Annotated in this window: 26 protein-coding genes and 1 riboswitch; of the genes, 2 read left to right on the top strand and 24 right to left on the bottom strand. The window is 47.2% G+C overall.

From position 1 onward, the window contains the following. Positions 1–123 precede the first annotated feature (123 nt). The 12 genes from ahpF to CLOSA_RS16375 form a co-directional block, all read right to left on the bottom strand. Entirely contained in the window at positions 124–1,653 is a 1,530-nt protein-coding gene (ahpF, locus tag CLOSA_RS16320; RefSeq protein WP_013273854.1) for an alkyl hydroperoxide reductase subunit F, read from the bottom strand. Positions 1,654–1,665: 12 nt separating this feature from the next. After that, positions 1,666–2,229, bottom strand: a complete 564-nt coding sequence (gene ahpC, locus CLOSA_RS16325) for an alkyl hydroperoxide reductase subunit C (protein WP_013273855.1) — start codon at positions 2,227–2,229, stop codon at positions 1,666–1,668. A gap of 432 nt (positions 2,230–2,661) precedes the next feature. Continuing rightward, positions 2,662–3,291, bottom strand: coding sequence for a DUF1062 domain-containing protein (locus CLOSA_RS16330; protein WP_013273856.1), 630 nt, complete (start codon positions 3,289–3,291; stop codon positions 2,662–2,664). A 127-nt stretch (positions 3,292–3,418) separates the two neighbouring features. Then, positions 3,419–3,703 carry a CD3324 family protein gene (locus tag CLOSA_RS16335; protein ID WP_013273857.1) on the bottom strand — a complete coding sequence of 95 codons (285 nt, stop codon included), beginning with the start codon at positions 3,701–3,703 and terminating at the stop codon, positions 3,419–3,421. Between the two features lie 230 nt (positions 3,704–3,933). Continuing rightward, positions 3,934–4,593: a pentapeptide repeat-containing protein gene (locus CLOSA_RS16340; protein WP_013273858.1), complete on the bottom strand. Its 660-nt coding sequence runs from the start codon at positions 4,591–4,593 to the stop codon at positions 3,934–3,936. A gap of 131 nt (positions 4,594–4,724) precedes the next feature. Continuing rightward, entirely contained in the window at positions 4,725–5,204 is a 480-nt protein-coding gene (gene rlmH, locus CLOSA_RS16345; RefSeq protein ID WP_013273859.1) for a 23S rRNA (pseudouridine(1915)-N(3))-methyltransferase RlmH, read from the bottom strand. Next, a complete protein-coding gene (locus CLOSA_RS16350) occupies positions 5,201–6,244 on the bottom strand; it encodes an alpha/beta hydrolase (RefSeq protein WP_013273860.1) in 1,044 nt (347 codons plus the stop codon). Before CLOSA_RS16350 ends, rlmH begins: the two co-directional genes overlap by 4 nt. Positions 6,245–6,273: 29 nt before the next feature. Next, on the bottom strand, positions 6,274–8,130 hold the full coding sequence (locus CLOSA_RS16355) for a DUF6320 domain-containing protein (protein WP_013273861.1): 1,857 nt from the start codon (positions 8,128–8,130) through the stop codon (positions 6,274–6,276). Positions 8,131–8,142: 12 nt separating this feature from the next. After that, a complete protein-coding gene (locus tag CLOSA_RS16360; protein ID WP_013273862.1) occupies positions 8,143–8,649 on the bottom strand; it encodes a GNAT family N-acetyltransferase in 507 nt (168 codons plus the stop codon). A gap of 155 nt (positions 8,650–8,804) precedes the next feature. Continuing rightward, positions 8,805–9,506: a response regulator transcription factor gene (locus CLOSA_RS16365; RefSeq protein ID WP_013273863.1), complete on the bottom strand. Its 702-nt coding sequence runs from the start codon at positions 9,504–9,506 to the stop codon at positions 8,805–8,807. Between the two features lie 21 nt (positions 9,507–9,527). Beyond that, complete coding sequence (locus CLOSA_RS16370) at positions 9,528–10,280, bottom strand: helix-hairpin-helix domain-containing protein (RefSeq protein ID WP_013273864.1); 753 nt, start codon at positions 10,278–10,280, stop codon at positions 9,528–9,530. Positions 10,281–10,382: 102 nt separating this feature from the next. Continuing rightward, positions 10,383–10,808 carry a DMT family transporter gene (locus CLOSA_RS16375; protein ID WP_013273865.1) on the bottom strand — a complete coding sequence of 142 codons (426 nt, stop codon included), beginning with the start codon at positions 10,806–10,808 and terminating at the stop codon, positions 10,383–10,385. Between the two features lie 310 nt (positions 10,809–11,118). After that, positions 11,119–11,217, top strand: a riboswitch (TPP riboswitch). A gap of 26 nt (positions 11,218–11,243) precedes the next feature. Between CLOSA_RS16375 and thiT the strand changes: the two genes are divergently transcribed. Further along, entirely contained in the window at positions 11,244–11,915 is a 672-nt protein-coding gene (gene thiT / locus CLOSA_RS16380) for an energy-coupled thiamine transporter ThiT (RefSeq protein ID WP_013273866.1), read from the top strand. Between the two features lie 58 nt (positions 11,916–11,973). Here thiT and CLOSA_RS16385 read toward each other — a convergent pair whose 3' ends face one another. Then, positions 11,974–12,828 carry a bifunctional 5,10-methylenetetrahydrofolate dehydrogenase/5,10-methenyltetrahydrofolate cyclohydrolase gene (locus CLOSA_RS16385; protein WP_013273867.1) on the bottom strand — a complete coding sequence of 285 codons (855 nt, stop codon included), beginning with the start codon at positions 12,826–12,828 and terminating at the stop codon, positions 11,974–11,976. A gap of 13 nt (positions 12,829–12,841) precedes the next feature. Beyond that, a complete protein-coding gene (locus CLOSA_RS16390) occupies positions 12,842–13,474 on the bottom strand; it encodes a cyclodeaminase/cyclohydrolase family protein (RefSeq protein WP_013273868.1) in 633 nt (210 codons plus the stop codon). Positions 13,475–13,669: 195 nt separating this feature from the next. Between CLOSA_RS16390 and CLOSA_RS16395 the strand changes: the two genes are divergently transcribed. Beyond that, positions 13,670–14,209, top strand: coding sequence for an ECF transporter S component (locus CLOSA_RS16395; protein ID WP_013273869.1), 540 nt, complete (start codon positions 13,670–13,672; stop codon positions 14,207–14,209). Positions 14,210–14,260: 51 nt separating this feature from the next. Here the strand turns inward: CLOSA_RS16395 and CLOSA_RS16400 are convergent, their stop codons facing one another. From CLOSA_RS16400 to CLOSA_RS16445, 10 genes are all read right to left on the bottom strand, one after another. Next, positions 14,261–15,154, bottom strand: coding sequence for a ribokinase (locus CLOSA_RS16400; RefSeq protein ID WP_013273870.1), 894 nt, complete (start codon positions 15,152–15,154; stop codon positions 14,261–14,263). Beyond that, positions 15,151–16,182 (bottom strand): LacI family DNA-binding transcriptional regulator, encoded by a 1,032-nt coding sequence (locus CLOSA_RS16405; protein ID WP_013273871.1) that lies wholly within the window; start codon positions 16,180–16,182, stop codon positions 15,151–15,153. Before CLOSA_RS16405 ends, CLOSA_RS16400 begins: the two co-directional genes overlap by 4 nt. Beyond that, the gene (locus CLOSA_RS16410) at positions 16,166–17,356 is read right to left on the bottom strand and encodes a M20 family metallopeptidase (protein WP_013273872.1); all 1,191 of its coding nucleotides are present in this window, start codon (positions 17,354–17,356) and stop codon (positions 16,166–16,168) included. Before CLOSA_RS16410 ends, CLOSA_RS16405 begins: the two co-directional genes overlap by 17 nt. Before the next feature lie 10 nt (positions 17,357–17,366). Next, entirely contained in the window at positions 17,367–18,113 is a 747-nt protein-coding gene (locus tag CLOSA_RS16415) for a glutamine amidotransferase (RefSeq protein ID WP_013273873.1), read from the bottom strand. Continuing rightward, positions 18,106–19,389, bottom strand: a complete 1,284-nt coding sequence (locus tag CLOSA_RS16420) for a M20 family metallopeptidase (RefSeq protein ID WP_041708679.1) — start codon at positions 19,387–19,389, stop codon at positions 18,106–18,108. Before CLOSA_RS16420 ends, CLOSA_RS16415 begins: the two co-directional genes overlap by 8 nt. Before the next feature lie 5 nt (positions 19,390–19,394). Beyond that, entirely contained in the window at positions 19,395–20,333 is a 939-nt protein-coding gene (locus tag CLOSA_RS16425) for a nucleoside hydrolase (protein WP_013273875.1), read from the bottom strand. Positions 20,334–20,348: 15 nt separating this feature from the next. Then, positions 20,349–21,281 carry an ABC transporter permease gene (locus CLOSA_RS16430; RefSeq protein WP_013273876.1) on the bottom strand — a complete coding sequence of 311 codons (933 nt, stop codon included), beginning with the start codon at positions 21,279–21,281 and terminating at the stop codon, positions 20,349–20,351. A gap of 14 nt (positions 21,282–21,295) precedes the next feature. Then, positions 21,296–22,327 carry an ABC transporter permease gene (locus CLOSA_RS16435; protein WP_013273877.1) on the bottom strand — a complete coding sequence of 344 codons (1,032 nt, stop codon included), beginning with the start codon at positions 22,325–22,327 and terminating at the stop codon, positions 21,296–21,298. Continuing rightward, complete coding sequence (locus CLOSA_RS16440) at positions 22,324–23,841, bottom strand: ABC transporter ATP-binding protein (protein WP_041709359.1); 1,518 nt, start codon at positions 23,839–23,841, stop codon at positions 22,324–22,326. Before CLOSA_RS16440 ends, CLOSA_RS16435 begins: the two co-directional genes overlap by 4 nt. 138 nt (positions 23,842–23,979) lie before the next feature. Further along, positions 23,980–25,107 (bottom strand): BMP family lipoprotein, encoded by a 1,128-nt coding sequence (locus CLOSA_RS16445; RefSeq protein WP_013273879.1) that lies wholly within the window; start codon positions 25,105–25,107, stop codon positions 23,980–23,982. Positions 25,108–25,129: the final 22 nt, after the last annotated feature.

Consider the following 25,129-nt stretch of genomic DNA (forward strand, 5'->3'; position numbering starts at 1 on the left):
TGTTCCAGCAGCATAGTTAAATTATACTGTTACAGACAGGACATGTCAAGGTTTGGGAATGCAGCTTTTTCTCAAAAAGATGCTGTTTCCCACGGACTGGCCGGCAGGAAACAGCATCTGATATCAATTTCTTATTAAATAGTCAAAAGCACTTAAAGCTGCGCTGGCTCCGGATCCCATGGCAATAACGATCTGTTTATAAGCACTGTCCGTGCAGTCTCCTGCCGCAAAAACTCCGGGTACATTGGTGGCATTGCGGTGATCCACAATAATCTCTCCCATGGGACTGCGTGCAACGGTTTCTCCCAGCCAGTCCGTATTGGCCGTAAGGCCGATCTGAACGAACACACCCTGCAGCTCCTGGTGATGGACTTCTCCTGTTTCACGATCCATATAGGAAATGCCGTTAACCTTGTCTGTGCCGGTAATTTCTTTTGTCTGAACGTTCTTTATCACTGTCACATTGGGCAGACGGTAAAGACGCTTCTGGAGAATGGAATCCGCCTTCAGCTCAGGCATAAATTCAAGAACTGTCACATGGCCGGCGATCCCAGCAAGATCAATTGCCGCTTCAATGCCGGAATTGCCGCCTCCGATGACTGCCACTTGCTTTCCTTTATAAAGGGGGCCGTCACAATGAGGACAATAAGCAACTCCCTTATTCTTAAATTCCGCCTCTCCCGGTACACCCACATATCTCCACCGGGCGCCTGTAGATAGGATCACTGCCTTGCTTTTTAAGACAGCACCGTTTTCCAGCTCTACCTCAAGGAGTTCTTTTCTTTCCAGGCGTACGGCACGCTGGGAATCCATAATATCCACTTCATAATTTTTTACATGCTGCTCCAGGATTTCTGCAAATTCAGGACCTTCGGTATATGCCACACTGATGAGATTCTCGATCCCCAGCGTCTCTCTTACCTGACCGCCGAAGCGTTCGGCAACAATACCGGTGCGAATGCCTTTGCGCGCCGCATAAATGGCTGCACTGGCTCCTGCAGGGCCCCCTCCGATGACCAGTATATCAAAAGGCTCTTTCTTCTCAAATTCTGATATATCAGGGGCACTTCCTAATTTCCCCAATATCTCTTCCAGGGTCATGCGCCCGCTGCCAAAAACCTCGCCGTTTAAGTATACCGTAGGAACGGCCATGACATTTTTACGTTCCGCCTCATCTTTAAAAGCAGCGCCGTCAATCATGGTATGGGTGATACCGGGATTTAAAATGCTCATTAAGTTAAGAGCCTGCACCACCTCCGGGCAATTATGGCAGCTTAAGCTGATGTAGGTTTCAAAATGATGCTCCCCCTGTATGCGTTTCACCTGGTCGATTAAATACCCTTCCACCTTGGGGGCTCTTCCGCTTACCTGCAAAAGAGCCAGCACCAGAGAAGTAAATTCATGACCCAGAGGAATTCCTGCAAACGTCACTCCCGTGTCTTCCCCCATACGGTTAATGCTAAAGCTGGGGGTTCTGGGAAGCTTACCCTCCTCCGTCTTTATCCTTGGAGAGAGGCCGGTCAGTTCATGGATCAGATCCATCATGTCCTTTGATACACGGTCAGATCCTGCACTGATTTTAATCAGTACATCATTTTCCAGAAGCTGGAGATACTCAGTCAGTTGTTTTTTAATTTCAGCATCCAGCATCATAATCTTCTCTCCTTAAATTTTTCCTACCAGGTCAAGACTTGGTTTCAGTGTGGCTCCGCCCTCTTTCCATTTCGCCGGGCAAACTTCGCCGGGGTTATTTCTTACGTACTGGGCCGCCTTGATCTTATCAATAAGAATATTTGCATCCCGGCCGATGTTTCCTGCATTGATCTCCACGGACTGAATGATTCCATCGGGGTCAACAAGGAAAGTTCCGCGGTCTGCAAGTCCTTCTGCTTCAATCAATACGTCAAAATTACGGGATAAGGTATGAGATGGATCTCCAATCATCACATAGGTCAGTTTACGGATGGTCTCTGAATGGTCGTGCCATGCCTTATGGGTAAAATGTGTATCGGTAGAAACGGAATAAACTTCCGCTCCCAGTTTCTTAAATGTCTCATAATTGTTCTGTAAATCTTCCAGCTCCGTCGGGCAAACAAATGTAAAATCCGCAGGATAAAAACAAATGATGCTCCACTTCCCCTTAAAATCTCCTTCTGTTACTTCTACAAACTTTCCGTTATGATAAGCCTGGGCTTTGAATGGTTTTACTTCTGATCCGATTAATGACATAATGATTTCCCTCCTATGATTTATTATATTTTTATTCCGATTAACTTATGAGAATCTCCGCTCCATCTATGGGCGGAAACGGTACATATCCTTTCCCCGGAGGTGAAACCACCGGGATACCAGCAGATGAACTGCATGGAAGCTTTGGTACATGGCAAACCGGATTAATAATAACCGGTTCTCCTTATTGATAATTAATTTCAATAATAGTAATCATTATCAATATCTATCCTTATAATATAATAAGGATTCCTTTTTGTCAAGTACTTTTCCTGAAATTATTTAAAAATACAAATTTCCCGGCAGACAATGGCGGATCTACACCATCAGCCGGCTTTTCCTTGGCTGCTCTCTTCTTGTCCTGGCACTTCAGAATCATGTTTGGCTCTGCAGGAGCAGTTTTGATTGGATATACCATTTTTATGACTGTAATTATGGTGAAAGGGACCGGTTTAAAATAGAATCAACCAGAAAAAGGCTCCCTTTTTTCACCTGTAAAAGCATCCCATCCTTCATTTTTCCTTTGGGAGACAAGGCCTGGCCTCCGCTTAAAATCAGCCCGTCCTCACACCATTTCTTTATTCTGCTTCTGGACACGGACAACTGCTTCCTTAAAAATACATCTGCCCTCAATTCAAATCCAAAAGGGATTCTTAAGTCAATTTCCGTGGCGTAAGCCTCTCCGCAGGGAATGGCAGTATCTACGGTTACCACGTGATACTCTCCCTTTGAAGCGGCAGCTTCCGCCTTATTCTTGGCAAATAACTCCCTGTCATTCCCGTATTTTGCTGCCAGATCCGGATCATTTTTCATGAATCCATCATACTCCTTTTTCTCCAGCCTGCCTGCCTCCGCTCGTTCCCATACGGTCATGTTCCAGGAGGTCTCACATTGTCCGCACCGGTAGATCAGCCAAACATCTATGAGACGGCCATTGGCATTGACTCTGAATTTTCCGCTGTTTATAAATTCCGTCTTTTTCCCGCATTTGGGGCATCTTCTTATAATGGCGGGAAGCTGGTTTGGCGTAACGATCCATTGTTTTCTTAAATTGTGATTCATATTTTTTCTCCATTTTTACAATTGTTTCTTTCGACAACTGTAACACGCCATCTTCCGTTATCCCACCTCATCCTCTCTTATGAAACAAAGAAAAGGCGGAGCACCATTTTCAATCTGATGCACCGCCCTATTGTTTTTCCTTACTTTTCTTTTCCTGAAGCACGATCCTTTGAATGCTTTTCTCGGACAGGTAATAACGCTCTGCCAAAAGCTTCACGCATATACCGGAAACATAATCTGCATAAATGGATCGGTCCCGCAGTCTTCTTTCCTCTCTGGCTCCTGTCTGCTGTCCCCAGGTTCGTTTATTTTCCTGTTTTCTGGGAATATATACATATTCCCCGTCTATATAATTCTGAATTAATTCCACCAGCTCTTCCGGCAAAATTTCATTGGCTTTCTGATAGCGCATCGCTGCCTCCCAAACATATTTTTACTGTCAGGAATAGCAGAGGCTATACAATTTCTCATTTATTCTAACTGCATAACCCGTGCTATGCAGTCTTTGAGGGTTCCATCATAAGAAAGCTCGCCTCCTTTTATCAACGCTTATCTTGCAACTTAATTATAATCATACTATCATATGAAGCTTTATTGTAAAACCTCATGTTTGATCCAGAAACGTATCAGAGATTTGCATGGTCAGCTTTTTATGACAATGCCCAGATATTTCGCCAGCTCAGCTGCCTGATATAAATCCACCACAGCGCCCCTGACCTCCCCGCAGCCGTCAGATATGGTCAGTCCCTGTATGGTACTGCTGGTAAAATCCATTCCCTTCATCATGGTTTTAAAGAAACTGGCATTTTCCAGATTTACCCGGTTCCATTCCACCGCCTTGCAGCGGCATTGGGTCAGGGAACCGCCCTGGATCCGGCAATCGGAAAACCGGATGTGTTCCAGCCTGGAAGAATCAAAATTGGCATAGCTGAAATTACAGTCAAGAACCACGGTATGGAGCATGGTATTTCCGCAGAACTTTGCCCCCATGCCCTTGGAAGAGCGGAATTCCGCCCGGTTAAAATAGCTGTCCTCAAAACTGCAGTTGGATATGTCGCAGGCATTAAACACCACATCTGAAAACTCCCCTTTTTCAAAGGTACAATCCTGAAATATGCAGTTTTCAAATATGACGGCGGAAAAACGCATATGGGAAAGATCTTCCTCCGTTATATGGAGATTTCTGATGAGAACGTCTGTTACCGCTTCCTCCTGGTCTTTTCTGAGGAATAATTCCTCTAAATCTTCCAATACAACATCCATTGCCCCAGGAAGAATGGGGGGAAGAAGTTTCTGGCTCATATACCCTTTCCTTTCTCAATCCTTTTGATTACTGTTCTTATTATTACCGACTGTCAGGTAACTTTCAAGTTTATCTGTGTAAAACAAAGAAAAACCTTGTATCCTTTCTTGCATGAAACAAGGTTTTGCGGTCACTTATGGTATGGCTCTCCATTTATAATGCGGTAGCTGCGGTATACCTGCTCCAATAAAATCACCCGCATCAGCTGATGAGGAAAGGTCATTTTAGAAAAGCTCAGCCTGTAATCCGCTCTCTTTAAAACTGCATCAGAAAGCCCCAAAGACCCGCCGATGACAAACACGATCTGGCTCACCCCTCCGATTCCCAATCCGTTTATTTTCTCTGAAAGCTGAACCGAATCTAGGTTTTCCCCATCAATGGCCAAGGCGATCATATAGGCCCCATCCTTAATGGAAGAAAGGATCCTTTCTCCTTCCTTCTCCCTGATCTGCCTTTCCACTGCTTCACCGGCTGAGTCCGGCGTCTTTTCATCGGGCACCTGGATAATCTCCAGCTTGCAGTAACGGCTCAGTCTTTTGCTGTATTCCCCGATGGCATCTGTATAAAACTTTTCCTTTATTTTTCCTACCGTTACCAGAGTGATCTTCATTGGTATCTCCTTGATGTGTCCAGTTCTTTCTTCATCATGGCAATCAAAAGCTTCACCATATCCCTTGCCGGCTTTGTGTGCTCTGTCTTCACCTTCCGCACTACTTTCCCATCGGGCTTTACGTTGATATGAAAGAGGATCCGTAAAAATAATTCCACCTCATCCCAGGCCTCCCGGCTCTCAGGGATTAAGTCAAGTCCCATCTGAAATACATGAAACATTCCCTCATAGACAGAAACCCGCCGCTTGACTCCGGCTTTTTTCAGCTTATCTGCCACAGTCAGGGTATCGCTTAAAAGCACCTCGTAGCTTCCTACCTGCATGAGAACGGGAGGAAATCCCTCATATTCCCCGAATACCGGAGAAATGTAAGGAAGGCCCGGGTCCTGGCCGCCAATGTAGTCTGAATTGTACAGCATGTTATTGGTGGAATTTCCAAACAGAGGGTCAATCTCATAATTGGACACATAGCTTTCCCCGCTGTTGGTCAGGTCCGTCCATGGGGACATGGTAATAAATCCTCCGGGAAGGGCGATTCCATGATCCTTCAGGTACAGCCCCAGGGCCAGCCCCAATCCGCCTCCTGCAGAATCTCCGGCCACCACAATATGCTCCGGACGATATCCCTTTTCCTCAAGAAGCCACTGATAAGCTGCAACTGCATCCTCCAAAGCCGCCGGAAAGGGATGCTCCGGTGCCACCCGGTAGTCAAGGGTAAGCACATCCCCGCCGTAGCTTCGCTTGGAATACCGGACTGCAAACCTCCGGTAAATGTTTTTCATAGGCCCGATGTAACCGCCGCCGTGAAGCTGCAGGATCACCCGGTCCGTGACCACTCCCACAGGACGGAGATACTCCATTTTTAAATGCTCCAGTTCTATGATCTCATATTCATACCCAGCCGGACAGACCCATGCAGGCTCCACCGGGTTTCTTCTCAGCTCTCCGGTGCGGATCGGCTGTTTTAACGAAGTTTCCATTACATTCTGCATCATATCCCTCACAAGATTTCCCCGCACACTTACTTTTCCCCGACGCATCAACAACACCCTCCTTGTTCCGGCGCCTTTTATACATGAAACCGCCTTTTCAATTCCGTTTTCACACTTCTGTCCCCAAGTACAATGGTAACGGCTAAAATGATTACCGTCACGATCACAGTAATAAAAGCCAGAGCCGGTCTGGTAAGAAGCCCGGCCGCCCATAAAATCAAAGGGATAAAGCTGAATACCGTAACAGCAATCTGATACATAAAATAACTCTGCCAGTTCATCCGGTTCACCAGAATCAAAAAGACCACCGAAAGATCCGCAAACAGAATGGTGCTTGGAATCCCGTAGTTTACGGACCAGCCATTATAACCTGTAGAATGATCCAAAGCCACTAAAAGTGCCTGGGCCCCCACCGTCTGTAAAAGAACCTTTGATGCCAGATTGGCATGGCGCAGGATGGAATATTCCACGGTAAGAGCCGTATAGGCCATAAGCACAATGGCAATCACAGACCACAGAGAACCGGAATAGGTGGCAAAATTAATGACCCCCAGAACAGCTCCCACAAAAAACAGCAATCCATAAAAAGTAAATACCAGTTTCTTAAGCCGCTTCCTGTCATAACGGATCTGGGGATACATGCCAAGATCATCCCTGTCGTCCGGAATACCGTTGCTTTCTAAGTTTACAGGAATCTCCAATTCTTTCAGAAAGCCGAAGAAACGGTCCTGAAGCCTGGTGTCCTGAAATACGGAGGTAAAAGTCACAATCACCTCTTTTTCGTAGGCACAGACTGCACATTTCATAGGCTGTCTTTTGGAAACACCGATCATCATGGAAAATCTCTCGATCTCCTTTTTATAGTCCTCTTCTATTTCAATTGGACCGATGTTTGACAGAGTCATAGTGTATGCCTTATCATTCTTTCGGAAAACCAGGTTTAACGCACACCATTTTAAAAAAAGAGGGGCGATCCGCAGATACCACTTCTTTTCACTGGAAACATTATAAGAAATGATTTGCTCCATCTTTTCCTTTGTGATCTTTAAATCCATCTGGCGGCTCACCGCCTCCAGCACCTCTGAAAAGGTATGTTCCTCGCTGGTGGAGAGGAAGTCTATAAGGGTCACTGCAAAAAAATTAGCAGTTGTTTCTGAGCTGAAAAAGGTCCTTAAATTAATGGGAATGCTGATACCGATGGATTTTTCACAGGGCTTGCCACCAAGATATTCCTGATAAATCGCCCAGATCAGTGATGCCGCCAGAAATCTAGTGATGCTGACCCCGCAGCTTTTGGACACCGTCTTCAGCATTTTTAAGTCCACATATCCGTGTAGAACATTCTCCTCATCAAGAGGAAGAGTCTCTCCTGTCAGATGATAGGCTTTTCTGGAACTGTATTTACGCTTTACAGTCTTTTTATAATGGCGGACATAGCTGTCCTCTACATTCATGGAAATATTGGAAGATATTTTCTGAGCCGCCTGATGGCCTGTCCTTGAATTTTGCTCAAGATCCAGATACCGGTAAACCAGGGCCTTCAAAAAGCTTACCGCTCCCAGGCCGTCAGTAACCGCATGAAATACCTCCAGATTGATCCGCCTTCCAAAATAAGTGACCCGGAACAGAAAAAGCTGGTTGCTGTGAGGATCAATATATTTGCATGGATAGGTAGTCTCCCGTTCGATCACCGGCATCCGTTTATTGTTTTCAAAATAATACCAGAAAAATCCCCTGCGCAGCCTCACTGAAAATCCTTCAAACTGGGGAAGGATCTCTTCCAGTGCCCGCTGCAGGGTGCCCGGATCCACTTCTTTCTTTAAAACCGCGGAAATACGGAAAACATTGCTTAAATTTTCGCTGGCTATGACCGGAAATATTTTTGCCGTATTGTCAAGCCGCCTCCACCGCTCTCCCTGGGGACTTCGTTTCATGCTGACGGTGCCTCACTTCCCTGTATCTGTAAAATCAAGCCGCATGTCGTACCAGACGGCCCCTCCGTGCACAGATCCGGACATTCCCATATTCCGGTATCCGAATTTCTCATAATATGGAATCAGCCTGTCCTTGCAGGTCAGGATCATTCCTTTTCTGCCGCTGTTCTCTGCTTCTTCTATCAGGCACTCCATAAGTGCGGCAGCAACTCCCCGGCCTCTCCACTCTTTTATCACATCAAGTCCAAATACGCTTTGATAAGCCCCTTTCGGATCATGGAAATCCGGACTTTCAAACATCTCGTCACAAATAGTATTCCCGTCAGTCACGCATCCATTAATAAATCCAATGATCGTCCCATCGGCAAGTTCTGCCAAAAGAAAGCTTTCCGGAAAATGATTGATCCTCTGTTCTAAGGCTTGCCGTCCTGCTGCCTCTTCCTTCGGAAAGCAGAGAGCCTCCACCTCGGCCACCCGGTCTATGTCTTCTTTTCTTACGCTTCTGATGCTGTATTCCATTCCATCATTTCTCCGTCTTTTAAATTTCTCTTTTCCCAAAATTTAAAGAAAAGGCGGATTTCTCCGGTTACCCGTCTGAAATCCTCCTCTTTTTACTGGATGCAAGGGGCAAAGCCCCGCAGCATTCACCAGATACAGACATTCCCGCATCTGCTTCATTGCTTGCAGAAATAATATCCTACGCCCCACTTGGTATGCACATATTTGGGATCGCTGGGACTTGGTTCGATCTTCTCGCGAAGACGCCGAACATGAACGTCTACCGTCCGGACATCCCCCGTATCCATCGCCTTATTTCCCCATACATAAGTAAGCAGCTGCTCCCTGCTGTAAACCTTGCCTGGATTGCAGGTAAGAAGCTCTAAAAGATCAAACTCCTTTGCAGTCAAATTAATCTCTTTCTCAGCAATAAAAACTCTCCTGCTGTCCCGGTCCAGCTTTAAATCCCCGGCTATCACCACCTGGCTGTCATCCTGGCTGTCCCGTTTATTCTTCTTGGAATTCCGTCGCATAATGGCCTTGATCCTGGCCTTTACCTCAAGAATATTAAACGGCTTTGTAATATAATCGTCGGCGCCGTATTCCAGACCCAGGATCTTATCCATATCATTGCCCTTAGCCGTCAGCATGATGATGGGCATCTCGGAGAATTCCCGGATGGCCTGGCACACTTCATACCCGTCATATTTGGGAAGCATGACATCCAAAAGAACTACATCATACTCTTTTTGCTTTGCCAGATTAATGGCTTCCTCTCCGTCATAGGCACAGTCCACTTCCATACCGTCCTGTTCCAGACTGAATCTCATTCCCTTTACGATGAGTTTTTCATCATCCACTACTAAAACGCTTGCCATACTACACCTCTGTCCTCTATTTTAAACCGATATGTCCTCTTTAATTTTTTGAAACGCTGCATCCTTGATGCCGGATATCTTCATAATATCCTCGATTTTCTGAAATCCGCCCCGGCTTTCCCGATATTTAAGGATATCGTCAGCCTTGGCTTCTCCGATTCCCCGCAGGGTCATCAGTTCTTCTTTGGTAGCCGTATTTAAATTCACTTTGGTTTTCAGCGCCTTTGAGGAAGCAGCTGCCGGCAAAGAAAGCTCTCCCCGGGTCCTTGCAGCCTCCGCTTCTTCCTTATTAAGGACCTGGATCTTCATGCCATCAAAAACCCGCTCTGCCATATTTAAATATTCTGCCTCGGCCTGGTCTGTGAATCCCCCAGCCTTCTCAATCGCCTGAAAAACCCGGCTTCCTTCCTGAAGCTCATAAACACCGGGAGAAACCACCTCTCCGCAGATATGTACATAGAAAGGCAGGGCAATAATCTCTCCTGCACTTTCCAAGCTGTCCTCTGCCGCCTCTGATGCCGACTGGCCGGCCCCACCGGAAACTTCGGCACCGCCTGCTGCCTGGACACCGATTCCTGACGGATTGCCATCTGCCGGACTGCCATCATCTGCTGCGGGAATTCCTGCGGCATTCTCTCCGTAAGGGAAAGCCGATGCCTCTGACAAAGAGATCCCGGGGGTTCTGTCCTCCCGGCTACTGTTCATGCCATAGCACAAGCCCGCCGCCAAAATACACAAAGCAATAAGGGCGATTTTTACTTTTTGGTACTTCATGATATCCCTCCTCTTACAAAAATCTCCAAAAAAGGATACCATCTTCAGCCTATGTTACTATTCTACCTAAAGAAATAGGTAAATACAAGCACTATTTCCAAATTAATTAAATATCATGATTCCGATGATAGCAACAACTGCACCGATGAGTTTTTTCCATTCAAATCCCACCTTTTCAACACCAAATAAACCGAACAGCTCCACAGCATAAGCCACAATGATCTGAGAAACCACTATGATCAGGGCCGCTTTGGCGGGCCCCAGGGCCGCCATACTCCTTACTACCGTATAGGTGATGAAGGCACCCATAATGCCGCCCAGCAGCAGATATTTGGGCTGTACGTCAAAAAGACCGGAAACGTTTTCCCTGCCGGAAAAATACCACAGGATGATACAGGTTAAAAATGCGGTGAGCTGCACCCAGCCTGTGGAAACCCACATGCTGGTCTGCTTTGTTACGCCTGTATTAAACACCCCCTGAATGCTCATAAGTGCCCCGGATATAAGAGCTATGATAAAGCCTGTCATTCAAACAACCTCCATATTTCTATATTGTATCTCATGAATCAGGCCGATATGCGGCCATATCCGCCTGATTCTAAAACCCAAGGTCAAAACACCCGTTATCCAACCTTACTTCTTTCCCTAGGTTGTGCTTTATTTGCATTTTTATACTGAATTAACAACTGGATCACAGTTCATCCATTCAGAAGCATCTGCATTTCAGAACTACGTTCCTTTTGCAAAATGAAAACTCCGGGACAGAATTAAAAGTAACCTGATACAGCTTGACAAGCCTTGGTTTTTGCGCTATACTCACAGAAAAATTATAGAAATTCACACACGCTAGGGGAGCCTTTGGCTGAGATTGGTAGAAACCGAACCCTCACTACTTGAACCGGATAATGCCGGCGTAAGGAAGCATCAGTAGTCCCCTCCTGCGCACACAAAGGAGGTTTTTTTATGTCATTTTTTCTTACTTACTCTGCGGAAAACGAAGAGTACTTATTACAGCCGGCCGGATACCTGCTGATGATCGTTTTATTTGCCGCCATTTTATTCACTCTTCCTCTTTTTGGCAGATCATCATCCAAATCCAATAAGCTGCAGACCCGCCAGCTTGTTTACTGTTCAGGCGCCATGGCTCTGGCTATGGTAACATCCTTTATCAAATTTGCCGCTCTTCCTTTCGGAGGCTCCATCACACTTTTTTCCATGCTGTTCATCTGCCTGATCGGCTATGTTTACGGCGTTAGGGCCGGGATCATGACCGGGGTTGCTTACGGAATCCTGCAGTTCATTACAGAGCCATATATCTTTGCCCCCCTCCAGGTTCTCCTTGACTATCCCCTGGCCTTCGGCGCTTTGGGGCTTTCCGGACTGTTCCGCAATAAAAAGCACGGACTTGTGACCGGATATACGGCGGGTGTTGCGGGACGTTACTTATGCCATGTGGTTTCGGGTTATATATTCTTTGCTTCCTATACGCCGGAAGGCATGAACCCAATGATTTATACTCTAGGTTATAACGCCACCTATATTCTGCCGGAACTGATCGTAACCGTTGTGATCCTGTATTTCCCTCCTGTACTGGGAGCCATTGGGCAGGTGAAGCGGCAGGCGGTAAACGGATAACGAAAAAACAAGCGGTATGGAAGGAGCGGAAAGCTCCCATATCGCTTGTTTTGTTTTTCTATATTATCTCTCTTGTTTTATTTTTTATAGCCGCCATCACCAGATGCCTGGCCAGCACAGCCGTTGTCACTGCTCCAACGCCCCCAGGTACTGGAGTTGCCATGGAAGCAGTCCCATCCAGGGAATCAAAGTCCACATCCCCGCAAAGTTTTCCGTATTCATCCACATTGATTCCCACATCCACTACCACGGCATCCTGTCCAACATAAGAAACATCAACCATTCTGGCACGGCCGGCGGCTGCCACAAGAATCTGGGCATTTTTACAGGTTTCCTTTATGTTCTCTGTTCGGGTATGACAGATGGTAACCGTTGCATTTTCCTTTAGCATCAGCATGGATAAGGGGCGTCCTACTACCATGCTTCTGCCCACGATTGCAACTCTCTTACCAGTCAAAGGTATCTCATTGGCCTTTAAAACCTCCACCACCGCCTCCGCCGTGCATGGAGCAAAACCTGTATCGTCTCCGGCAAATACCTTTGCGATGTTCTCCGGAGATATCCCATCCAAATCCTTTTCCGGATGAATCATATGGATAATGTCTTTTTCCTTTATCTGCTTTGGCAAAGGACGCAGAAGAAGGATACCGTCAATATCCGGATCATCGTTGATTTTTGCAAATTCTTTCTTAAACGCATCATCTGTGATGTCCTGGGAAAATGGGAAGCTTTGCCCAGCCAGACCAAAGCCTTCCAACCTCTTTAAAGCACCCCGCTCATAGGATAAATCGTCAGGACGCTCTCCCACCCGTACAATGGCAAGCTTAGGAGTCCTTCCCGTCCTTCCCGTCAAAAGACCTTCCACCTGTTCTTTGATTTTTGCAGACACATCTGCCCCTTTTAAGGTTATCACGTCTTGCTCCTCCTCATTCTGCCTTTAGCGCAGTTTCTACTCCTGCATAAATGGTGTCTGCCTTTCTGATCCCATCCTCTGCCAGCTGATCCGCCCGGGCCTGAAGCTGTCCGGCCTTTTCCCGCTGTTTCATGGATTTTGTATTGATGGATACATTCATCTTTGCTCCTAACAGAGCGGATCGGATGAACTGCACACCAACGCCTACGTCACTGACAGCCAGCCGGCTTCCCTTCTCCGCCAGAACCTCCATGATATCAAGGGCTTCCAGGGCCCGTTCCATAACCGTGAGCGGAACCAGGGTGGCAGCCAAAAGATGGGTTTCCAAGACTTCATCCTTATGCTTTTTTTCTTCATCCGTACCAGCGGGAAGGCCGTATGCGGCCGCCAGGGGAGCAAATACCACTTCATCTTCATCTGCAAGTCTTAAAAATTCGCTTTTTAAAACTTCCAGCTTTTCAAGGAAAGACTGCATGTCTTCTTCCACATGGGCATACCGCTTTTTGCCAAGGGTTAAATTCACCACCATTTCTCCCAGAGACGCTCCTATGGCTCCGCCAAGGCCCGCCGCTCCGCCGCCGCCTGGCGTTGGGCTTTTGGAAGATAATTGTTCAAGGAATGTATGAATGGAATAGTCCTGTATCATATCGATTGGTCCGCCTTTCCTGCCGCATTTTATTTTTCATTATTATATAAGGGTTTCCGTAAAAAAACAAGTTCAACTTAATCCGATGAAAACTGGTATGTATAATTTTATTCAAATTGGATATTTATAAAATACCAGTTTTTCTATATCATAGAGTTTACAAAAATATATAGGATCTTTGAGGGAGGAACAGATATGAATAAGAACCGGACGAAAAAAATCGTTTTCAGCGCCCTGATGGCAGCCCTTACCGCTGCCGCCACGATGGTAATACATATACCCTCTGCTTTCAGCGGGTATATCCATTTGGGAGACGGAATGGTATTGTTAAGCGGCATGCTTCTGGGACCAGTGGCCGGGGCGGCTGCAGGAGGAATTGGCTCTATGATGGCAGATCTGCTGTCCGGCTATGTCTTTTATGCACCGGCTACCTTGATCATTAAAGCATTGGCGGCATTTGCAGGAGGGTACTTGTACCTGCATCTGCCTTTCAAAGGGCATGGAGGAAGCTTTCGGCCGCTGCCTTTTCTGGCAGCCGGAATAGGATCCAGCATAGCAGTTACAGGCGGCTATTTTCTGTTTGAGCTTGCCGTATATGACTGGCCGGCAGCCGTTTCGAATGTTCCCTTTAATCTGGTGCAGAATTTGTTCAGCCTGATTGCAGCCGGAGTTTTGCTTCCTGTTCTTCTGCGGGTCCGGGAACTCCGGGAACTGAACAGGAATTCAGCCTCTTAAAAAAGGAAGCAGCCACTGCCCCTTGGGCTGCGGCTGCTTCCTTTTCTTGCATTAACCTCCATAACCATTCATAACCTCGTCTCTTGCAGGAATGGAAGGCGCGGCTCCTGCTCTGGATACTGCAATGGAAGAAGCCTTTGCCGCATGATCCAAGGCCTGTTTTGGAGATTCTCCCAGAGCCAGTCCTCCAATAAAATAGCCGGTAAAGGTATCCCCGGCCCCGGTGGTATCAACCACATGGACCGGATAGATCTCCTGTTCATACACGGAATCGCCGTCTTTGAATAAAGAACCATCCTGGCCCAGAGTTAAAAGGATTTTTGCGTCAGGGAACTTTTCAGCAAGCTGATCCAGAAGCATTCTGCCATTGCCCGGCTGTTGGCAGATATCCTCAGCTTCAATCTCATTTAATATAAAAAACTCCACATAATGAAGAGGATAGGTCCATATTTTGGAGTTCATTGGGGAGGGATTCAAAACGATTCTCATGCCTTTCCCATATGCCAGCTCCATGATGTAACCCACTTCATTGATTTCATTTTGCAGAATTAGAAAATCCCCTTCTCCAAACGCACTTAAAACTTCATCTGCCTGAGCTTTTGTAATTTCCTGGTTTGCACCGCCATACAAAAGAATGCCATTTTGTCCTTCCTGATTCTTTTGGATGATCGCATGTCCAGTCTTGCTTTTCAGACGCTTAACATACTTTGTATCTATGCCAAATTGTTCCAGCTGGTCAATGAGGATTCCGCCATCCAGTTCCCCAACCGCACCTGCATGCCAGACCTTAACGCCGCTTTTGCTCAATGCCAGGGACTGGTTTAAGCCTTTTCCGCCGCAAAAGATCTCCAGAGAAACGGAGGATGTGGTTTCCCCCTCTCTGACAAAATGATCTACCTGGTAAACATAATCAATATTCAGAGAACCAAAATTCAATATCTTCATATCCTGCACTCCTGTCCCATTCCCACGGTACTGCTTCTTATCATTAATTTCGGTTCAAATACCGTTATCTTATTTTCTGATTTTTTCCCTTTTATCTGGGAAATCAGCCGTTTTACAGATTCTACTCCCATTTCGTATACGGGCTGTCTGACCGTTGTAAGTGGAACTGCCATCATCTCCGCATACAAAACATCATCATACCCTACCACCGATACGTCTTCGGGCACTTTTAAATTATATTTGGACAGCTGCCTGCATACTCCAAAAGCAGAAAGGTCATTGCAGGCAAATACTGCCGTGAAACCATGGGGCATCAGGGCATCAACCGCACGGGTCCCGCATTCCATGGTATAATCGCCTTCATAAATTAGCGTTTCATCAAAAGGAATCTGAAATTCCTCAAGGGCCCGGACATATCCTTTTAATCTTCTCCCGGAATCTGCCAGCCGGGCGGGTCCGGTGACACAGGCGATCCTCTTATGGCCAAGCTCCGCCAGATGCCTCCCGGCCAGATATCCGCCCAGCTCATGATCCAGGATTATTTCCCCGCAGTCCGCATCTGTAAGAAAACGGTCCAGAAGGACAAAAGGCATCTGCAGCTGCCCCAATAACTCAACGGATTGTTTACCGGCTGTCTCGTCGCTTTCTCTGGACATGACATAAATAATCCCGTCCACTCCCTGATCCGCCAGTAAATGGATATATTCCATGTCTCTTTCATGACGATCGTTGGTATTGCACAATATCAGGGTTCTCCCTGATTCCCTGCAGCACTCTTCGATTCCCTTTACCATATGGGCATAAAAGACGTTTCCAATATCAGGAATAATAAGGCCAATGGTTTTGCTTCTCTTTTTAACCAGACTGACTGCCAGTTGATTCGGCCGGTAGTTAAGCCTCTTTGCCGCTTCCATGATCCGTTTTTTTGTATCATCCGGTATCTTATAAGCTTTTCCGTTTAACACCAGAGAAACAGTCGTTACAGAAAGTCCTGTGTCTGCTGCAATATCCTTAATTGTTGCTCTCATCCTCAATCCTCACTGCTGCCATATTGGTCAATGCTCCTATTGCCCTGAGGTAATCCGGGATTCGTACACATTCATTGGGCTTGTGCGCCATATCCGCCGATCCTGGTCCAAATAAAAGGGTTGTCAGCCCTTCTCTTCCTTCTGCCAGTATGGAAGCGTCTGTAAAATAGGAGATTCCGGAATAGGCTTCCGGAATCCCGGCTGCCTCCATGCTTTTTACAAGCGTTGCAACACCTAAAGAAGCCTTGTCCGCTTCAATGCTAATTCTGTGATTCTTAATCCTGGGAACCAGACCGGGGATTCCACCGTATTTCCGGCTGATATCCTGAAATATGGTCTCCAGCCGGCTGAGAATACTTTCACAGGTAAGTCCGGGCACCGTACGGATATCCATTAAAACCGTACACAGATCAGGCGTCATGTTTGGCTGTATTCCTCCCTGTATTTCCGTGATCTGGGCGGTTGCCCTACCAAGGACCGGATGGTCGTGGAGGCGGATCCAATTTCCCAGACATTCCGCAGCTTCGTATGCACAGGAGACTGCATTGCAGCCCTCTTCCGGATATGCCCCATGACTGGTCTTGCCTTTTACCTCCAACTCCAGCCAGATACAGCCCTTTTGTCCGATCCCCACGGTACAGCCGGTGGGTTCTCCGATCAGTAAAACCGACCCTTCCATCATATATCCGCCGGAAATAATTGCCCTTGCCCCGGTTCCTCCCCGCTCTTCGTCACATGTTCCAAGAAACTGGATTGTTGTCCCAGGCTTCTGCCCGGTCTCCCCCAGCTTTCCCAGAACATATACCATGGCAGCCAGTCCGCTCTTCATATCACTGGCTCCCCGCCCGAAGAGGCAGCCGTTTTCCATCACAGGTGTCCAGGGCGGCCTGTCCCAGCTCTCCAGTGAACCGTAATCCACCGTATCAAGATGTCCGTTCCAGATCATTCCCTTTCCTTCATGCGCTCCCTGGATCAGGGCAATGACGTTGCCCCTTCCTTCTCCTATATCCTGGACAAAGGCCTCCACCCCGCGGCTGTTTAAGTATTGGCAGATATATTCTGCTGCCGGCTTTTCTCCGTCTTTGCCGTTGACTGTCCTGATCCCTATTAAATCCTGTAAAAGCTGTACCGCTTCCCTTTCCCAGCTTTCCTTTTCCCAGCCTTCCTTTTCCATTCTCAATCCTCTATTTTTCCGTCAGCCAGTCCAGGATTCCCTTCCAAAGCTGATCGTAATATTCCCACTCACAAAATTCCGGCGGTGCCCAGTGGGGGGCACAATCCGTGGTAAAGGCTGCACTTCTTCCCTTTCCGTAAAATCCCAATGCAAGGAACGGATCCTCTTCAATGGTAACAGGTACCATTGCCTCCGGCTTTGCCACGGTCTTATTGTATCCCAATACCTCCGGCCAGTCTGACGGCATTCCGGAAATTGCCTTATGGCCTTCTTTTACAACAGGCTTTGCTCCGTCACAGTGCTCCATTCTGTCATCCACAGTCAAAACCTCCACAGGAAGAACTTCCTGGACAGCTGTATCATGCCATTTTCCCTTTGCATCCACGCCGGAAAATGTCAGATATCCACCGATCATCAACAAAGCGCCTCCATCCAGAACATAATCCCGGATGAGCTTGCTGCGGTCCGGCATCTTCCGGCTTTGAGCAAAGGTAGCGGCCGGAAGCAGCAGTGTATTGGCTCCGATATCGGATAAAATGACTCCGTCATACTGCTTTAGCTCTTCCATCGTAAATGGAAATCCGTCTGATGCCAGGTGGTTCGGAAGGAACGTCACCTCATAACCTGCTTTCTCCAGGGCCTTTTTGAGCCACTTTTCTCCGGTCTCATAGGTAGAGGTATAAAAAGAATCAAACCCCTTTACATGTGTAGTATAACTCATCCAGGATTCTCCTGCCAATAGAATTTTTTTAATCATCTGTCCTGTCTTCCTTTCCCCATTCTAAAATCAATTGTGCATAGATATGAATCGCCTTAAGATAATCCTCTATCGGGATATACTCATTTACGGAATGGCATTGTTCCAGATTTCCGGGCCCATACTGAATGGTTGGACATCCGGCCATGTTCCTCCACAGCCTGGAATCGCAGCCAGCCGGTGATCCCTTTATTACCACTGGTTTTCCCACCGCTTTTTCAAACGCTTTTTCAAAGCTGTCTACAAACGGCCCCCGTTCCATCTCAAAAGGACCGCCGGACTGATAAATGCTGATTTCCGGCATATGATCCCTTAGCCATAAATCACTTTCCGCAAAACGTCTGATCTCATCCGTGATTTCAGCTGCCACCTGATTATGGCTCATTGGCCCGGGAATATAGTGGATGCACATCTCAAATTCGCAGTCACCTGCAACCGTGGACCCAGCACTTCCTCCATGGATGGTTCCCACATTTAAATTCGGAGCCGGAAGCAGGGGGTGCTTATAGGCAAGGAGCCAGCCATGTTCCAGTTCATTCAGACGTTCTATGATCTTTATTGCCTTTTCAATGGCACTGACCCCCAGCCATTTTGCTCCGGAATGGTTGGACTTTCCAGTGACCCGTACTTTCATAAATACAAATCCCATATGGGCCAGGATCAGCTCTCCGGATGTGGGTTCACAGACCACCACTCCATCTGCCCGTTTTCCTCTCATAACAGCCTGAATGGAACCATTGCCTCCGCCTTCTTCGTCACATACGGAGCAGATATGGACACGGACAGGAAGAGGAATACCAGCATCCTTTAAAAGCTTCACAGCCATGACGGAAGCCATAAGCCCCCCTTTCATATCCGCCGCTCCCAGACCGTACAGCCTGCCGTCTGCAATCCCGGGAGCATGGGGAGGCACGTTCCATAAGGACACATCCCCGGGAGGCATGGTATCCATGTGGCCGTTAAACATTAAGCTTCTGCTTTTCTGCCCGTTAAAAACAGCATAAACATTAAAGCGGTCCTTATAATCATGGCCGGGATTGCCTTCCCCGAATTTCTCCATGGAGGCTGCGATGGTCTCCTCTGTCATAGGATCCCGTTCTATCTGGTCCGCCCCAATCTCTTCCAATAACCGGATCAGATATTCCTGTCCTTCCTTCTCTCTTCCACCTGCGATTCCATGTCCAAGATCCTGGGTATCAATGGCAATCAGTTCTGATAAATATTTAACATATTCTTCCCTGTTTCTTTCCAGTACTTCTCTTAACCGTTCCATCATTCACCTCATGAGCCATAGGCCCTAATCCCCGACTCGATCAGATCCCAGAAACGGTCTACATCAATATCCACCGCCACATCGGCGTTGGCAGCTCTGTGGCTGTATCCAAAGAAGTCACAATTCGTCCTGCCATAGCTTTGTACGCTTCTGATATCCACTTCCGTATACATGGGTTTCGTCACCAGAAGGTTGGGATCAAGAATGGAAGCAATGGTCACCGGGTCATGAAGAGGCCCTCCCTCCCAGCCGAAAACCTGCTTTTGGCTCTTATTAAAGTGGCCCATAAGATCCACAAACAGACGCGCTGCCGGGGTTCCGATCTTTTCCATCCGTTCTACCACCTGGGGATAACAGAGCACCTTCCGTGTCACATCAAGCCCTACCATGGTAATCGGACGTCCGCTGGTAAATACCACATGAGCAGCATCGGCATCGGCTATGATATTGAACTCAGCAGCCGGTGTTACATTCCCCAGCTGATAGCAGCCACCCATGAGAACAATTCTTTTTATTTTTGGTATGATACGTGGTTCCATTCTCATTGCCATGGCAATATTGGTCAAGGGGCCTGTCGGCACCAGAATAATATCACCATCTGACTCCATCAGAGCGCGGATTATAAACTGTACCCCATGCTCCGCCTCTTCCTTCCTCTTTAGCGGTTCAAAGACCGGACCGTCAAGGCCGCTTTCTCCATGGATATCTCCTGCAAGGAGCTGTTTATCCCGGATCATAGGCTGTCCGCAGCCGGCATAGACCGGAATATTAAGCCCTAAATACTGGCAGATATTCAAGGCATTTTTCGTGGTTTTTTCAAGAGACTGGTTTCCTGCCACCACGGTAATCCCCAGTACTTCAATCCCGCTGTTTTTTCCTGCCAGCAGTATATTCACCGCATCATCGTGTCCCGGATCGCAGTCCAGGATAACCTTCTGTTTTTCCATTGATCGTTCTCCTTTTTAAGCTTTTGCCAAAGCACTCTTTTTCTTCTTTTCCCTTGACAGCTTCGATGCCATGGACACTGCCAGTGTGGCAATGGTCACCACATAAGGCATTAAAAGCACAAGCTGAGACGGCACCCCGTAAGCCTGAAGCCTGGCACCTATGGAATCGGTTAATCCGAATACCAGACATCCGGCCGCAGTCAGGATTGGGTGGGCTCCTCCGAAATACATGGCTGCAACTCCCATAAATCCCCTGGCATTGGTCATATTCTCCGTAAACATTTTGCTGTATCCCAGGGATAAATGGGCACCTGCCAGTCCTCCGATCAGACCCGATATGGCAATGGCCCGGTATTTCATGGAATTTACATTGATTCCTGCCGTCTGGGCCGCCATGGGAAACTGGCCCACTGCCCGAAGACGAAGGCCCCAGACCGTTTTATAAAATATAAACCAGACCAGAACAATCAGTACAATGACAAACCATTCGGTAATGCACCAGTTATCAAAAATTTCCTTTAAAAACGGAACCTTGGCCAGAAACGGAAGGCTGACCCTGGGGATCGCAATGATCCCGGGTTCTGAAAAGGTACCGCTTTTTCCCAATACGCTGTTTAAAAGAAACTTGGTGATGGCCAGTGCAAATAAATTGATTCCCATGCCAATGGCGCAGATCTCCGCTTTATATCGGATATGGCCCACTGCCATGATCATGGCCATAATAAGACCTGCTATCATGGCGACTGCCACTCCAAGGGCCCAGCTCCCGGTTAAATAGCTGACCGCTACTGCCGCAAATGCACCGGTCAGCATGATCCCTTCTGTTCCGATATTCAAAATATCCGCCTGCTGGGTAATGGCTGCACACAATGCCGCGTAAATAATAGGCGTGGCAGAACGAAAGGTTGCATATATCAAGGATACACTGAAAATTTTTCCTAATTCCATAGTCCTGCCTCCTCCTATTTGCTCTTTTCCTTTTTATTTTTCTTATCTTTAAACTGAAACAAAAGCTCCATGGTGGCCACAATAATGAAAACGGCTGTTATGGTGTCAACAATCGATTTTGGCACTCCGGTACTTTGCTGCATCCCCATGGCTCCTGATTTTAACACTGCAAGGAAAAAGGAAACAAAAGGCGCAAAAACCAGATTGTTTTTAACGATCAGGGAGGCCAGCATACCATTGGAACCAAGCCCGGCTGCAAAATTGTTCAAAAAATATCCATGAACTCCCAAAACCTCAATGCATCCGGCCATCCCGCCCAATGCTCCGCTTAACATCATGGACTGTATGAAAATCTTTTTAGGACTGATGCCCACATATTCTGCATGATCCGGGTTGGTTCCCACTGTTTTTACCTTATATCCGAAGGTTGTCTTGTTTAAGATCCAGATCATCAGAACCACTGTGATCATGGCAATGAAAAGTCCTGCGTTGACACTGCTGGGTTTCATAAACTGAGGCAGGTTCACCGTCACAGGCAGAGACTGGGCATTGGCAACGCCTGCACTCATGGGGCCGCTGACCAGATAGGAGGTTATGTACAGGGCCACGCTGTTCATGAGTATGGTCACACAAACCTCGCTTACTCTGTAATAGGCCTTCAGCACTGCCGGAATAAGGGCCCACAATGCCGCCACTGTCATTGCTCCCAGAAAGCAGGCGATTAATAGAATAGGAGCCGGAAGAAACGTCCAGTTGATCCCGATATATGCGGCAGCTATTCCTCCCAGAAATACTTCCCCTTCCACTCCTACGTTAAATGCTCCGGCTTTTGCCGCTACGGCAAAGGCACAGGAGGTAAGGAGAAGAGGCGTAAAACTGGCCAGGGTGGTGCCGATCTTAAGCTTTCCGTTAAAGGCTCCCCGCAGCAGAGCCCCATAGGCTTCCAGGGGATTTTCCCCGATAAAAAGAATAAATAAGGCCCCGATCGCCAATGCAAGCAGCATAGTAAGTAAAATTTTCTTTATGCTTTTTACCGCTACATTCATGTTGTGCTTCCCCTTTCCTCAGCCGGCCCGGCTCCGCCCATCATCAGTAATCCCAGGTTATCTTCGTTTGCCTCCTCTGCTTTCAGCCTTCCTGTTATCCTGCCCTCATGCATGACAACAATCCGGTCTGAAAGAGACAGAATCTCCTCTAAGTCGGCGGAAATCAGCAAAACACCCATTCCCTTGGATTTGACTTCCTGAAGAATTTTCCGGATGGATTCAATGGCACCGATGTCAACACCTCTGGTAGGCTGGGATGCAACCAGAAGCTTCCCCCCAATGGAAACTTCTCTTGCAACCACTACCTTTTGTGCATTACCGCCTGACAGGGACTGGGTGGATATCTCCGGGTCCCTGGGACGGATGTCAAAAACTTCAGACAGTTTCTTTGCATATTCCAGCATATCCTTTTGGTTTTGTACCAGTCCCCGGCAAAAGGGCGGTTCACTGACTGAAACGGCTATGAGATTTTCCTTGATGCTCATGGACCGGTTTAAGCCTCTCGTGTTGCGGTCTTCCGGGATATGGGACAGGCCGCCTTTCCGGATCTTCTTCGGGCTTAAGTTTGTTATATCCTTTCCGTCCAGGAGCACGGATCCTTTTTCCACCTGACGGAGTCCTGTGATCGCCTCAATCAGCTCACTTTGCCCGTTTCCGTCAATTCCGGCTATGCCTACGATCTCTCCTTCCCTGACATCCAGTGATACCCCGCGGATCTTTGAGATTTCCTTTTCTCCGGAAACCCAAACATCTTTTACTTCCAAAACCTTTTCCCCCGGCTTTGCCTGGGTCTTTTCCATATTTAAAAATACTTCCCTTCCGATCATCATTTTTGCAAGCTCTGACGGGGAAGTTTCTTCCTTATTTACGCTTCCGATATAATTTCCCTGACGCATGACACTGATGCGGTCAGAGATCTCCATGACCTCATTTAACTTATGGGAGATAAACACCAGGGATTTCCCATCTTTTCTTAAATTCTGAAGGATCACAAATAGCTGCCTGGTTTCCTGGGGTGTTAAGACCGCCGTAGGCTCATCCAGAATGATCACATTGGCTCCCCTGGTTAAGGTTTTAATGATCTCCACCCTTTGTGCCTCACCCACTGATATCTGATTGATCCTTTTACCAAGCTGGATATCCATTCCATACTGGCTGATATACTGTTCCACCGTTTTTCTGGCCTTATCAAAATCAATGGTAATTCCATGACGGGGTTCAAACCCCAAAATTATATTTTCCAATACCGTCAGTTCATTGACCAGCATAAATTCCTGATGGACCATTCCGATTCCTTTTTCAATGGCAATTTTAGGAGTGATCGACGGGATATTCTCTCCATGAATCCGGAGATTTCCTTCATCAATGGGATACATGCCGTAAAGCAGCTTCATCATGGTGGATTTTCCGGCTCCGTTCTCTCCGATCAGGGAATGGATTTCCCCCTTTTTTAAAGTGAACTGCCCGCTCTTTACTGCATGAACGTTTCCGAATGACTTTACAATGTCCTTCATTTCAATCACATATTCGCTCAAACTTTCACTCTCTTTCTTATGGCAGGAGCCTCCTTATGTACCTTTTGATTGAAAATGGTCTGGAAACCCGAGGGGTATCAGGAAATCCAAACCATTCTCCATTCTTTTCAGTTCCTGCTATTTATTTGCACCGAAACCGGTATAATTCTCTACGACAATTTCTCCCGAAACGATTTTCTCTTCCAGCTCTTTTACTTTTTCCACAATGTCTTCGGGGAATTTATCACCCAGATGCTCTTTCATCACGCTGAAATCAGTCAGGCCCACGCCTTCTTCCTTTATGGTCAGATAAGAAGTGGAATTTCCTTTAAACGTACCTTCTACCACGGACTGGATTGCCAGATAGCAGGCTGTGTCCACACGCTTTACCATAGAAGTCAGCACGCTTCCCGGCTGGTCATTATCCTGGTTTAAATCCACACCTATGGCATATTTTCCTGCTTCCTTGGCTCCTTCTAAAATTCCAGGGCCTGTACCGGAGGCTACGTTCATTACGATGTCCGCTCCCTGATCAAACTGGGCCAGAGTCAGCTCCTTGCCCTTTAACGGATCATTCCATGTTCCTGCAAAGGATTGAAGAACCTTGATATCCGGGTCTATGTACTTTGCTCCCTGCTCATATCCAGTAAAGAAATCATGTAGAACCGGAATATCCATTCCTCCTACCCAGCCAATGATCTTGTCCGGGTTTACCCCTTCAATGTCTGTTTTCTGGGTAAACATCGCTGCTGCCGCACCAGCAAGAAATGAACCCTGATTCTGTGCAAAGCTGATGGATACAATGTTATCGCCTTCCACCGTGGTGTCAATGATGGCAAATTTCACATCAGGATAGCTGGCACAATGTTCTTTCATGTACTCTTCAAAATTAGAGGAAGAGCAGATTACAAGATCATAACCGTCCTCGCAGGCGGATAAAAAGTTTGCTTCCCATTCCTCTGCGGATGTTCCCTCAAGATTTTTAATTTCTACTCCATAATCCGCGGCAGCCTCTTTTGCTCCCTCATTGCAGGAATCATTATAGGACTTGTCCCCTAAGTTTCCGGAATACACAATACATACCCTTTTTCCGGCTCCTGCCTTTTCCTTTGCTGTCCCATTCTCTGATGCGGCCTGTGCCGTCGTCTCAGCCGTTGTTTCAGCTGTTTTCCCAGTCTCTTTCCCTGCTCCTGCACCGCCGGAACAGCCGGTCAGCGATACTGCCAGCGCTGCCGTCACCAGAATGCTCCAAAATCTTTTTTTCATTGATATACCTCCTTAAAAAATA

The organism is [Clostridium] saccharolyticum WM1 (genome assembly GCF_000144625.1).
Lineage (GTDB): Bacteria > Bacillota > Clostridia > Lachnospirales > Lachnospiraceae > Lacrimispora > Lacrimispora saccharolytica.